Origin of the sequence: Clostridium sp. Marseille-Q5894 (assembly GCF_946902305.1) — a bacterium.
Lineage (GTDB): Bacteria > Bacillota_I > Bacilli_A > Erysipelotrichales > Coprobacillaceae > Thomasclavelia.
Genome location: NZ_CAMPPT010000002.1, coordinates 134,597 through 147,575, shown reverse-complemented (window position 1 = coordinate 147,575; position 12,979 = coordinate 134,597). Strand labels below are relative to the sequence as shown.

At 30.0% G+C, this 12,979-nt stretch carries 10 protein-coding genes and 1 CRISPR repeat array; of the genes, 1 reads left to right on the top strand and 9 read right to left on the bottom strand.

What is annotated here, in order from left to right; translation table 11 throughout:
* Positions 1-50: 50 nt before the first annotated feature.
* Together OC535_RS03405 and OC535_RS03400 are read right to left on the bottom strand one after the other, a co-directional pair.
* A complete protein-coding gene (locus tag OC535_RS03405) occupies positions 51-1,469 on the bottom strand; it encodes an amino acid permease (protein ID WP_498823157.1) in 1,419 nt (472 codons plus the stop codon).
* A gap of 232 nt (positions 1,470-1,701) precedes the next feature.
* Complete coding sequence (locus OC535_RS03400) at positions 1,702-2,811, bottom strand: metallophosphoesterase (protein WP_227052601.1); 1,110 nt, start codon at positions 2,809-2,811, stop codon at positions 1,702-1,704.
* 106 nt (positions 2,812-2,917) lie between these two features.
* Here OC535_RS03400 and OC535_RS03395 point away from each other — a divergent pair, with 106 nt between their 5' ends.
* Positions 2,918-3,418 (top strand): nitroreductase family protein, encoded by a 501-nt coding sequence (locus OC535_RS03395; RefSeq protein ID WP_498823156.1) that lies wholly within the window; start codon positions 2,918-2,920, stop codon positions 3,416-3,418.
* Positions 3,419-3,499: 81 nt separating this feature from the next.
* On the opposite strand, the gene hydF is transcribed toward OC535_RS03395, so the two are convergent.
* The 7 genes from hydF to OC535_RS03360 form a co-directional block, all read right to left on the bottom strand.
* Positions 3,500-4,687, bottom strand: coding sequence for a [FeFe] hydrogenase H-cluster maturation GTPase HydF (gene hydF / locus OC535_RS03390; RefSeq protein ID WP_498823155.1), 1,188 nt, complete (start codon positions 4,685-4,687; stop codon positions 3,500-3,502).
* A gap of 2 nt (positions 4,688-4,689) precedes the next feature.
* Positions 4,690-6,111 carry a [FeFe] hydrogenase H-cluster radical SAM maturase HydG gene (hydG, locus tag OC535_RS03385; RefSeq protein ID WP_227052603.1) on the bottom strand — a complete coding sequence of 474 codons (1,422 nt, stop codon included), beginning with the start codon at positions 6,109-6,111 and terminating at the stop codon, positions 4,690-4,692.
* A 27-nt stretch (positions 6,112-6,138) separates the two neighbouring features.
* Positions 6,139-7,197, bottom strand: coding sequence for a [FeFe] hydrogenase H-cluster radical SAM maturase HydE (hydE, locus tag OC535_RS03380; RefSeq protein WP_264467727.1), 1,059 nt, complete (start codon positions 7,195-7,197; stop codon positions 6,139-6,141).
* 1 nt (position 7,198) lies between these two features.
* The gene (locus OC535_RS03375) at positions 7,199-7,444 is read right to left on the bottom strand and encodes a TM1266 family iron-only hydrogenase system putative regulator (protein WP_024722420.1); all 246 of its coding nucleotides are present in this window, start codon (positions 7,442-7,444) and stop codon (positions 7,199-7,201) included.
* Between the two features lie 309 nt (positions 7,445-7,753).
* A CRISPR array of direct repeats spans positions 7,754-9,501; the repeat unit is 30 nt; unit sequence ATTTCAATACATCTTATGTTGTTATTAAAC.
* Between the two features lie 369 nt (positions 9,502-9,870).
* Positions 9,871-11,475: an IS1182 family transposase gene (locus tag OC535_RS03370; RefSeq protein WP_498823154.1), complete on the bottom strand. Its 1,605-nt coding sequence runs from the start codon at positions 11,473-11,475 to the stop codon at positions 9,871-9,873.
* Positions 11,476-11,561: 86 nt separating this feature from the next.
* Positions 11,562-11,693 carry a hypothetical protein gene (locus OC535_RS03365; protein WP_264467724.1) on the bottom strand — a complete coding sequence of 44 codons (132 nt, stop codon included), beginning with the start codon at positions 11,691-11,693 and terminating at the stop codon, positions 11,562-11,564.
* 59 nt (positions 11,694-11,752) lie between these two features.
* Positions 11,753-12,736 carry a D-isomer specific 2-hydroxyacid dehydrogenase family protein gene (locus OC535_RS03360; RefSeq protein WP_498823153.1) on the bottom strand — a complete coding sequence of 328 codons (984 nt, stop codon included), beginning with the start codon at positions 12,734-12,736 and terminating at the stop codon, positions 11,753-11,755.
* Positions 12,737-12,979 lie beyond the last annotated feature (243 nt).

Genomic DNA, 12,979 nt, shown 5'->3' with positions numbered 1-12,979 from the left:
TTGCCAATTATAACATATCCTTTAACAGTTTGTTAAAGGATATGTTTATATTAATTTGATTTATTACGTTTTGCCAGTGCAGGCATAATTGCTCCTAAACCAACTAAAATAATTGGTGTAATAATATTCATCGCAATTTCAAAAGGTGTTCCTTTAAACATTCCTAGACCACAACAAACTGCGGTAACCACAAAACACCACCAGCCAAAGAATTTTGCTAATATTTGATTTTTGGTAAAACGATATTCAGCTGGAAATTTATCAATTGCTTTACGTAAAGCGATATAAGCAATAAATACCCATAAATAACGTAGTGGCATACAAACTGAATTTAATTGAGTTAAAAATTTCAAAAATGAAGTAACACTTTTAATTCCCATTGCCGGTACTAAAATCAATGGTGTAACGATGACAACTACCAGCCAGATACCATTTACGTAAGCACCATTTTTGTTTTTCTTCAATAATTTTGAAGGGATAAATTGTCTTGCATCTTCATTATCCAATAACATTCTAAGTGGCGCATCAATAGAAATAACTAATGTTGATAATTGACCAATCATATTGCAAATAGCATAAATAATTAAGAAAGTATTACCAATACCATAATACTCACCTAATTTTTGAAATGACCAATATGCTCCATTTGCTACATATGAATCAAAATTAGCATTAATATCAGCCACATTAAACATCATCCCCATTGATATTGTTCCCAAAATTGCACAAACAATAACCATGATTGCCAGCGTGATCATTCCTTTAGGAAAACCTTTTGAAGGATTCTCTACTTTGTTTACATATGGGGATATTTTTTCACAGCCGCCAACTGCAAAAACTAAAATAGATAATGACGTAAAATACTCTAATCTAAATGATGGAATTAAGTTTTTAAAACTCCAGTCCATTGTTTGATAACCACCATCAGGATTAAGTACTGGGGCTGCTATCATCAAGATAATAAATAAAATTGACATTACAAACATTGATGATCCGGCTAAAGTAGCTAATGATTTTAATGGATTCAAACCTCGTGAAGCTACCCATGCAAAAAATAAAAAGACAATAAGGGTAATGATTTGAACTAAACTTATATCTAATGAATCATAAAATGTTGAATTTTGAAAAAGAACCCAACTTAAAGCTTTTAGTCCTCCAGATGCTTTAGATGCAATATATGGCATATGAACGACCCAGTATGTCCACCCTGCATAATATGCAAGTTTTGATCCCATTGTTTCATGTATCCATGAACTAACGCCACCACCAGCGTTTTTAAATGCTGACCCTAATTCTCCAACCATTAAAGCATATGGTACAAAATATAGAGCAAACATCATGATCCAGCTAAAAATAACCTGGATACCATTAAAGTATACAAAACCGTTAACAACATTTCCAAATCCCCATACGGTTGAAAATGCCATAAAGGCTAAATTATACCAAACGATTTTTTTTGATTTTGTCATAAATAACCTCCATAAATCGATAATACTTTTTACAAGAAAATTAAATAACTTTTTAAACTGTTTTAATTTAAAAACATTTCCTGCGTTTTCCATTATAACAGACTATTCTAACTTTCCCTACATTTTTCTACATCGATCATTAAGCATATATCATTAAAGGTCATCTTCTATAATTATAAGCATAAAATAAAAATCTTTTACGTAAAATGCAAAAGATTTGATCTATCTAAAATCATATTTTTCTTAAATAGCGATACTTCACCCAACCAACTTCTTCACCATAAATAATATAGGCATATATACCATATACTCCAATTACCTTAACGACATCTCCTTTATTTAAAGATATCCGATGATCGATATAATCATCTAAACAATAAAGCTTATCATTTCGATAGTATAGAAATTCGTTTTTTATATCTAAAATATTATTTGTATCTAATTGTTTGCACTTGGAAAAATTCCTGTTTCTTTTCAATAATTCAACTTCAAAATGCGGCCAGGAAATTTTTACTGGTTCTTCAGGTGATGTTTTTATATCTACTAAGACTTCATATTGTGGTAAGGGCTGAACATATTCTTTATCAAAACTAAATTTATCTCCATCACCATTTATTATTAATACATTGAGCTGACTAATTGATTTTACTCCAATACCACCATCAATGCTAATGATCTTTTTATCATTATCAATGATAATATTATTGTTGATGGCATTACGATATTGATTAGAAACTGGTAAATGTCCTACTATAACATAATTATTTAAGCAATGACCATCACGGTAAAACGTTTGCATTTCAATCATCGAAGTAAGTTTTGAATTCCACCAGTCTTTTCTTTTTTCAATTCCTGCGTGAACAAAAATAAAATCATTAAATTTTAAGGTTGTATAAAGAGTTGCAAAATAATCAAAATAAGGTTGTAAAAACACTTTTATTTTTCTTTGAATCTCTTCAGGCTGATCTGTTTTTATATCTAATGAGAGTTTCTTTATTGCCTGGCGAATCATTCCGCCTTTACCAATACGATTCAAGTAATTAATTACTTGTTTAGCTAATTTAGGATTTGAAACCATCTCTTCAACTGCATATTCACAGTTACCAAGTAATACATATACGCGATCACTTTGGCTTTGCAGAGTCATTAAATATTCGATCGTTTCAATTGTTTGGGTACCTTTTTCAACAAAGTCTCCCACAATTATTAAATAATCATCTTGACAATAATGCACTTTCTTCAATAATTGTTTCAACAAATCTAAATGACTATGAATATCACTAATAACAAGACAGCGATATGGTCCTTTTACCACCTTATTAGCATGTTGCACCTTTAACATAATCTCACCTCAAAACTACTATATCATAAACTAACATCATATTATAACAGTTTTATCTTAAATATTTTATATTCCTGAGCTATAATGATTTCAGGAGGTATTTGAAATGTTAAAAGAAATTAAAAAGCGGCAAAGTATTCGAAAATATAAAGATACTGCTGTTGAAAAAGAGAAAATTACAGAAATTTTAAAAGCCGCAATGAATGCTCCAACTGCTAGAAATAGTCAAGAATGGGAATTTAAAGTTATTACTAATAGAACAGCACTAAATAATATGGTCAACCTTTCCTGCTACATGGCTATGATGCAAGAAGCCCCATGCGCTATTTTAGTTATAGCTAATCTAGACAAAGCCAAAAATGTTGAATACGGCTTAATCAATTGTGCTGCAGCTATCGAAAATATGTTGATCGAGGCAGTCAATCAAGGTCTTGGCAGCTGCTGGTGCGGGATTGCTCCTGTTGAACAAAGAATTAAAAATTTTAAAAATTACTATCATTTAAAAGAGCATGAATATCCAGTTGGAGTAGTTGCTTTAGGTTATAGTAACGAAGATAAACCATTAATTGACCGTTATGATCCTAAAAAAGTTTCATATTTTGAATAATCATTCCTTTTAAATTAAAAAGCCTAATCATTGAAATTAGGCTTTTTAGATATAGAACTACATCTAATATAAGATTATTTATCAATATACTACCCGCTTTAAAATATCATTAACATAAGCAATAAAAATACCATAATTAGTCATTGCAATTCCTTGTGCTTTAGCCCGATCAATTCTTGACATAATATAACGACGATTAAACATACAGCCGCCACAAGTAATAATTAGATCATAATTAGTTAAATCATCCGGAAAATCTGTTCCACTAACAACATCAATATTTATTTGCGGATAACGCTTTTTTAATAATCTAGGAATTTTTACGCGGCCAATATCTTCGCTTAATGGCGCATGACTACAGCACTCAGCAATTAAAATATTAGATTCATTAGATAACTCTTCTAGTTTTTTAACACTATCAATATAATATCTTAAATCACCTTTATATCCTGCCATTAAAACTGAAAATGACGTTAATTTACTTTGTTTAGATATATTTTCATCAACATATTTAAATACCTGAGAATCAGTAATAACTAAATCAGGATCTTTATTTAAATTAGCTAAAGCATTTAACAGCTGATCAGTAGTAACTGCGATTACTTGGCATTTTTTATCAAGTAATTCCCGCAATACTTGTACCTGTGGTAAAATCAGTCTCCCTTTAGGCGCCTGAATATCTTGAGGCATAACTAATAAAACTAAATCACCACTTTTTACTAAATCGCCAGTTATACTTTCTTTTTCATGATCTGCAGGTAAATTATTGATCAAAGCTTCTTTTAATTCTAAAATTCCTTGCTTGGTAACAGCACTAATTAAAAGCGGTTCTTTTTTTGTGTGCTCAAAAATTGATTTATTTAAATTATCATTGATTCCTTGATCTATTTTACTAATTACCAATATTACAGGAATATGACGATCATTAAAATAATTATACCATGTTAATTCCTGATCGATGTTTTCGTCATAAAAAAGAATAACTGCAATATCTATTTTTTCTCTAGCTTTTTTTGTTTTATCATTTCTTTGTTTACCTAAGTCTCCTAAATCATCAAAGCCAGCTGTATCAACTAATAAACACGGTCCCAGTCCATGAATTTCCATAGCTTTATAAACAGGATCAGTAGTCGTTCCAGCTTGACTGGAAACAATTGAAACATCCTGATTTACAAAAGCATTTATTAATGAAGATTTACCACTATTACGTTTACCAAAAAAACCAATATGAAGACGATTTGCGCCAGGGGTCTGATTTAATCCCGCCATAATTAAAACCTAAAATCCCGTTTTCCTTCTTCAATCATCGATAAACGTTCCTGGCAAATTTTTCTGACTTTATCACTGCTAACATTATTTAATTCCTTTTTAATCAATGCTTCTGCTTTAGCTTTAGTATCCTCACTAGCATAATCTTGTAAATATTCTTTTAAAGTCATCAAAGCATTAGGATGACAACAATTAGAGATTTGACCAGACTTACATAACTGCATAAAACGGTCACCAGTTCTTCCTTCGCGATAGCACGCTGTACAAAAACTAGGAATAAAGCCTAAAGAACATAACCAGTTAACAACTTCATCCAAGCTGCGATTATCACTAATATCAAATTGGGCTGACGTTACTTCATCTTCCTTTTCTGGTTCAACATATCCCCCAACACTTGTCTTTGAACCACCGCTGATTTGTGATATTCCTAATTGTAATACACGTTCCCGCACTTTCTTAGATTCCCGAGTTGAGATGATCATTCCGGTATATGGTACCGCCATTCTAATAATCATAACGATCTTTTCGAAAATTTCATCACTTATTGCATTACTAAAATCATCTTTATCGATATCGTCAGCTGGACAAATTCTTGGCACACTAATAGTATGTGGTCCAACCCCCTTCGCTGCTTCTAAGTGTTCAGCATGCATCAATAAACCAACAAAATCATAACGATACATTTCTAAACCAAATAAAACACCAATTCCTACATCATCAATTCCGCCATCCATAGCTCGATCCATTGCTTCCGTATGGTAAGCGTAATCATGTTTTGGTCCGGTTGGATGCAAAGCTTCATAATTTTTCTTATTATAAGTTTCTTGGAAAAGGATATAAGTACCGATTCCTGCTTCTTTTAATTTTCGATAGTTTTCTACTGTTGTTGCAGCAATATTGACATTGACACGACGAATAGCTCCGTTTTTATGTTTAATACTATAAATTGTTTTAATACTTTCTAAAACATATTCAATTGGATTATTTATTGGATCTTCTCCAGTTTCTAATGCTAATCGCTTATGTCCCATATCCTGAAGCGCAATTACTTCTTTTTTTATTTCTTCCTGCGTTAGTTTTTTTCTTGCGATATGTTTATTTTTTAAATGATAAGGACAATAAACACAGCCATTTATACAATAATTAGATAAGTATAAAGGTGCAAACATAACAATTCGATTACCATATAATTTTTCTTTGATCATCTTAGCAACTTTTTCCATCTCTTCAATTGCTTCAGGAATCTCACATTCTAATAGCAACATTGCTTCACGATGATTTAATCCTTTACAATCTTTTGCTCTTTCAATCAAAGAAAAAATTAATTCGCGATTATTTTTATTCTCTTTTGCATATTCAATTGTATCTAAAATTTCTTGATCATCAATAAATTCTTCAGCCTTATTTGATTTTACATTATACATATTCCTACTCCTTCTTTTACTCAGGTATTACCCCTTGTAATCAAATTTACAATAATCTCCACGCTGATACACTATTTCATAACCTTCTTTACTCAATGTATCAACCAATTCCTTAAGTCCTTCACTAGCCTCTTGTCCAGAAGATGCTTTATTGTCATACAACAAATATTTTTTCCTAACTTCATTTGGTGATAAATTAGGCATAACAACATTACAGCCATGCTTGATTCCCTCAATTCGTCCTTTTGGATCAAGAGTTGCTAAAGCTGTAGTTGAAGGTAAAAGAACATCTTTTGTCATAATTCTAATTAAACTCAATAAAAATAAAGTTAGCTTTAAATCACCATTTTTCAAATCTTTAAATGGTGTGTCGTGATGAACCATATATGGTCCAATTCCGACCATTTCTGGTTTAAGCTTTTTAATAAACAACAAATCATTAACTAAGTGATCTATTGTTTGATGGTAGCTGCCTACCATGAATCCACATCCGGTTTGAAAACCAATTTCTTTTAAATGATGCAAACATTCAATTCGCTGTTTAAATGACATTTCTTGAGGGTGTAACATATAGTAATGATCTTCATTATATGTTTCATGTCTTAATAAATAACGATTAGCACCTGCATCATAATATTTTTGATAAGTTTCTTTACTTTTTTCACCAAGTGATAGCGTAATTGCACAATCAGGATATAATGTTCTAATTGATTTAATAATATCAACCATTAAATCATCCTGATAATATAAATCTTCTCCACCTTGTAATACAAAAGTCCGAAAGCCAAGTTTATAACCTTCTTTACAGCTAAGCAATATTTCTTCTTTACTTAGTCGATAACGTAAAGCATTTAAATTGCTTTTTCTAAGTCCACAATAATAACAATCATTTTTACAATAGCTGCTAATTTCTATTAAACCTCTAATATATATTTTATTACTAAATATTTGTTTAGTAATTTTTGCAGCTGTTTCTTTAGCATAAGTAAAATCCTCTTGGTTATAAGTAGATAATAATTGCTTAAATTCATCAAAATCTAATTCACCTTCATGATTTAGTTTATCAATCAATTCAATGTTATTCATTTTATACTTTTGAATATAGTGTTTTAACACTAACTCCTTTAATCATTCCAATCTTACCAGTAAGAGCTCCGATAACATCATTAGGACCATCTACAATAACCGAAATAACAGAAACTTTCTTATCTTTATATGGAATTCCCATACGTCCAATAATATATTGACTATACTCATGTAAAAGATTATTAATTTTATTTGCACTTTCTAATTCATAAACAAATACACCAATTATCGCAATTCTACTATCCATCTTGCCTCCTTAAATAAAAAACCATTAGAAAACATACTAATGGTTAAACATAATAAAATATCGTCCACCCTTTGACTTAGAATTATCCTTATCATTAGCTGTAATACATATATTTTATCACACTTTTATTGAAAACGTTATCATTTTACACTTTTTCTTAAAATATTATCTTAGAATATTAATGTTTTTATACATTTCATGTTGATATTAAACTCCAATATAAGAACTAGTTATACTGTTAAAAAATCTTATACATCCAATGTTATTATTAAACACTCCAGTTTCAGGTAATTATGCTGCACAAGTTATATTTCAATACATCTTATGTTGTTATTAAACAGGGAAGTAGCAAGGTCACTTCAATATTTTGAAGATATATTTCAATACATCTTATGTTGTTATTAAACTTATTCCATGATGGAATTTCTGCATAGCTGCATGTGATTTCAATACATCTTATGTTGTTATTAAACGGACTGGTTGAAATAATTAAGTCTTATATAGAAGTATTTCAATACATCTTATATTGTTATTAAACGAAAATAGTTACTTTGGTAACGAAGTTCTTTTACAGAGATTTCAATACATCTTATGTTGTTATTAAACGTTCCAAAGGAGTGGCTTGGAGAACAGTTTATCATATTTCAATACATCTTATGTTGTTATTAAACGGGCACTGGGTGGCAACAAATTTAAGCCAAGTAATGCATTTCAATACATCTTATGTTGTTATTAAACTTGCTTGTTTGTATTCTTTAGCGAAATAATTATCTTTAATTTCAATACATCTTATGTTGTTATTAAACTTGCTTGTTTGTATTCTTTAGCGAAATAATTATCTTTAATTTCAATACATCTTATGTTGTTATTAAACCAGCTAAATCATCACCAGATTTAACATTAGAAACATTTCAATACATCTTATGTTGTTATTAAACTATAAATCTATGGCTCGGCAAAATGGAAAAACATTATTTCAATACATCTTATGTTGTTATTAAACATGTCGCTGGGGCCAAAGACATGGCCTCCTGATCACATTTCAATACATCTTATGTTGTTATTAAACTAGTATCTGCAATGATGCTAAAGTCTGCGATGATGATTTCAATACATCTTATGTTGTTATTAAACAATCAAACCGTAAGCTCTAAACGGAAGAGCATTTACATTTCAATACATCTTATGTTGTTATTAAACAAATATGGCGAAATTGAAGATTGTTAAAAATATGATATTTCAATACATCTTATGTTGTTATTAAACCCACATCGTCAATTATCGCATTCTTTGCGACACGTGATTTCAATACATCTTATGTTGTTATTAAACAAAAAAGAAACACCCCATCCGAAAGAACCATAATGCATTTCAATACATCTTATGTTGTTATTAAACAAGAGATTTCTTCGACAATAGGATCTAGTTGATATATTTCAATACATCTTATGTTGTTATTAAACCTTCGTATTAGTTTTTCCTTTTATTTTAAGCTCACATTTCAATACATCTTATGTTGTTATTAAACGAAGCAGTCTACTTAGGGGGTGTGCACAAATAATGGAATTTCAATACATCTTATGTTGTTATTAAACATAGTATATTGTTTTCCATTTTCTATCTTAATCAATATTTCAATACATCTTATGTTGTTATTAAACGTAATGCAGGAACGGTTAGAGCTGGTGCTAACTCAAAATTTCAATACATCTTATGTTGTTATTAAACGGATAAGAACACGCTCACAATTTAGAGCAAAAGATTATTTCAATACATCTTATGTTGTTATTAAACGAAAATCAACCGCCTCAGCTACACTACCTCCGCCGCCATTTCAATACATCTTATGTTGTTATTAAACATTCCTACGACCTGAAACACTGTTTGGATCTAAGTTATTTCAATACATCTTATGTTGTTATTAAACCAGTAGTAGTACTAGTACCACTTTGTTGAACGACCATTTCAATACATCTTATGTTGTTATTAAACAGAAAAGCTTCTAAATATAGTGCAGATAGATTTTAATTTCAATACATCTTATGTTGTTATTAAACCCTAGTAAATTAGCCACTTTTCATTTTCTATTATACCTCAAAACCTATATATATCAACAACTTTCTGTTTTTTACCAGCCAAATTATATTTTTATTAATTTCTTGTTTGAATCCCTTAAACTCTTACTCTAGCAACGGATTTAAGCAATTTATTAAATTTTGTAGCTGGTAAAATAAATCTTATTTGTTATAAATAAAAGGGGCTGTAACGAATGAATAGTTTTTGGCTATTCATTCGCTTTTTTTATGTCCCGTTTTTAATTTCTCCTCATTCATAACAAAAAAATATCCAAATATTTATTTACTTGGATACTTTCAGGTATTTTTGACGCACTTAAAAAGAACTAGCTTTCTTTTTTTTTAAAATTTCTAGCTTATTGATTTTTTTTCTTCGTATTCTTTGTTTTTTTGTTTATATCTGTGATATTTCCTCAGATTATGTCCTATTCCGACTAACAGTATCTCTTCTTTTACACCATTTTCTCCCCTCCGTCGTAATCTTCCATATCCCTGATTTGTTTTTATATCACCAAATGTTCCTTCTGTTTCACTGCTTCTCTTATTTATTAGTTTTTTTCCTTCTTCGCTTTCCAGATTCTCTCTGACCTCTTTTTGATATTCCTCTAACTGGTAGTTATGATTAATTGTTCGTCCTGATTTTGATTTTGTACATCTGCTTCTTAGTGGACACCCTTCACAGTTTTTATTTCTAAACAGAAAATTTAATTTCTCATAATCACTTCGTTCATCAATTGTGACTTTTTCTAATTCAAATTCATGTCCTGCCGGACATATGAATCCTCCTTCTTCTGTCCTTTTCATATGGTTTTTTTTAAATCTGTTTTTATCATTTGTTTTTTCTTTCTCTTTGTAATATCCACTATATTTCATATACAACTCGATATTATGTTCTTTACAGTATGCATAATTTTCATAACTTCCGTATCCTGCATCAGCCGGTGTTTTCTTAGGATAACATCCATATGCTTCATAATATTTTTCCATAAATGGTATATATGTATTTATATCATTACCGTCACTGCTGATATAAATATTTCTAATTATTCCATCGCTCACGCCTATTTGGATATTATATCCCGGTTTAAATACATTTGTATGATTATAATAATCATATTTCATATGCATAAAGGTTGCATCAGGATCTGTCTTGGAAAAACTGTTCCTTTCTCCCAGAATGTCCATATGAATTGTATATTCAAACATCTTCATCGCGTGTTCTTTTAATTCATCATATAATTTTTGAATATCACTTCTTCTTTTGCCCCTGCCATGTACAAAATCAATATCTTCATCTTTCATGTATTCTTCTATCCTATCACTGATATTCAATAAATAATCGATACTTGGCTCTTTTAGTAATGAATATCTTAGATTGATATTATTTTTCTTAAAATATCTATTGATTCTGTCAATACACTGATTAGTCTTTTTCCAGCGTTTAGTTCTGTTTCTGATCGTATTAGCACGCCAAACAAAAGTATTTTTATTAGCATTAGCTTCATATTTAGTCCCGTCGATACATAGGACATCAGTATTGATATTCATCTTTTTTACAATATACCTGTTGATTTCATAAAAAATATCATCGATAGACATCTTTAAATCATCATTGATGAATCTTTGGAAAGCCATATGGCTGGGACACTGATTCTTAGCGATAAACATATATCTAATATCAGTTTTACAAAGACGTTCAAGGCGTCTGGTAGAAGCATAGCCGTATTCAGCTTTAGCAAGCAGAACTAAAACGAACATCATAAAGGAATCATAACCATGTGTATTTCTGTGAGAGAAGTCGACATACTTATTTATATTTACCTCCCGAGCGACTTCTAAAACAGTTCTACAAATATCATCATGGGGAACATCTTTTTCAAAAGAAAAAGAAAAATCCAGTAGCAAATAAGATTGAAATGAGTTATAATTTGAAGTGTTAATATTAATATTTGACATGAAAATATTATACCAAAAAAACGCTCGCTTGAGCGCTTTTTTTGTTTTATGAAGCTGTAAAATAATTATTTACTCGTTACAGCCCCTTAATTACCACCTGGACCATCTTGACGTTCCCTATTATCTGGATAATATTTTGTATTATTATTTGTCCATTGATTATTGACTGCAGTTTTTTGAGTTTCATTTGATTTAGTTTGTTTTCTGTTTTTCTTCAATATTATCACCCCAATAATAGTTTGTAACAAAAAACATAAATTATTCAAAATTAATTTTTTTAACAAACTCTAAATTTATTTTCTTTACCATCTCTTGAAGCAACAATACTTGCAATTGAATGTTCAACCATATCACTTACTGCCTGTTCTGTATAAAAAGCCATATGTGGTGTAAGTAAGACACTTGGCATATCACGCAAAATAGATAATTCATGATTACCAATATTTTCATATTTATAATCATCATAATATAAACCTAATTCATTTTCGATTACATCTAGCGCACATGATCCAATTTTCCCTTTTTCTAATGCATCAATTAAATCATTAGTATTTATTACACTACCTCTAGCTGTATTAATGATAATAACATTATCTTTCATTTTATCAATTGTTTCTTTTCTTACAATATGATATGTATCTTTAGTTGCAGGAACATGGAATGTTAAGATATCACTTTTTTCAAATATTTCATCTAACGATACATATTTAGCGTATTTTTTTACTTCTTCTTTGATAAATGGATCATAAGCTAAAATTTCACAACCAAAACCACTAAGATTTTTAATAACTTTTTGACCGATAGCACCTGTACCAATTACTCCGACCGTCATATTTTCTAATTCTAAACCAATACTATCCTTTAAAGAATAGTCCCAGCCATCAGCTCTTTTCATGATCATTTTCATTTTTCTAAGTACCATTAGCATTATCATAACTGTGTAATTAGCTACACTAGCAGTTGAATATGTAACATTACTTACTTCCATACCATATTTTTTAGCTGCTTGAAGATCAATATGATCATAACCAATTGTTCTTGTTGAAATATGCTTTACTCCTAATTGATGCCAACTTTTAATAATATCTTCAGTAATTGCTGACGTTATTACACTAACTCCATAGCAATCTGATGCTAAACTGGTATTTTCAATATTTGGTGTTTCGTAACATTTAACAATTTCAACATCATATTTTTCACTAAATTTTTGAAAATATTTTCCTTCATCAAATTCCCGATAATTATATACTACTATTTTCATTATTTCCTCCATTCCCCACACTTCGTCGTGTGGCACAAATATTTTTTGAAAGGCAATCCACTTCTTCCTATTTTTTCCTTTCCACCACTGTTATAATGTAAGAGAGGTGGTATACTACAGAGCACGTGGAGGTGAGTAGATAGTCTTTTATCTTTTTGATTTAAGTCTAATCTGAATTATTATAAGTTGCCGTCATTCTTTCAAGCACAAATAATTGGGACTGAGAGCCCGAACACTTATCAT

What these genes read in the sequence shown, in the direction of transcription:
- OC535_RS03360 (WP_498823153.1), bottom strand. Translation starts at nt 12,736, where the DNA reads ATGAAAATAGTAGTATATAATTATCGGGAATTTGATGAAGGAAAATAT.
- hydE (WP_264467727.1), bottom strand. Translation starts at nt 7,197, where the DNA reads ATGAATAACATTGAATTGATTGATAAACTAAATCATGAAGGTGAATTA.
- hydG (WP_227052603.1), bottom strand. Translation starts at nt 6,111, where the DNA reads ATGTATAATGTAAAATCAAATAAGGCTGAAGAATTTATTGATGATCAA.
- OC535_RS03370 (WP_498823154.1), bottom strand. Translation starts at nt 11,475, where the DNA reads ATGTCAAATATTAATATTAACACTTCAAATTATAACTCATTTCAATCT.
- hydF (WP_498823155.1), bottom strand. Translation starts at nt 4,687, where the DNA reads ATGGCGGGATTAAATCAGACCCCTGGCGCAAATCGTCTTCATATTGGT.
- OC535_RS03405 (WP_498823157.1), bottom strand. Translation starts at nt 1,469, where the DNA reads ATGACAAAATCAAAAAAAATCGTTTGGTATAATTTAGCCTTTATGGCA.
- OC535_RS03400 (WP_227052601.1), bottom strand. Translation starts at nt 2,811, where the DNA reads ATGTTAAAGGTGCAACATGCTAATAAGGTGGTAAAAGGACCATATCGC.
- OC535_RS03395 (WP_498823156.1), top strand. Translation starts at nt 2,918, where the DNA reads ATGTTAAAAGAAATTAAAAAGCGGCAAAGTATTCGAAAATATAAAGAT.
- OC535_RS03375 (WP_024722420.1), bottom strand. Translation starts at nt 7,444, where the DNA reads ATGGATAGTAGAATTGCGATAATTGGTGTATTTGTTTATGAATTAGAA.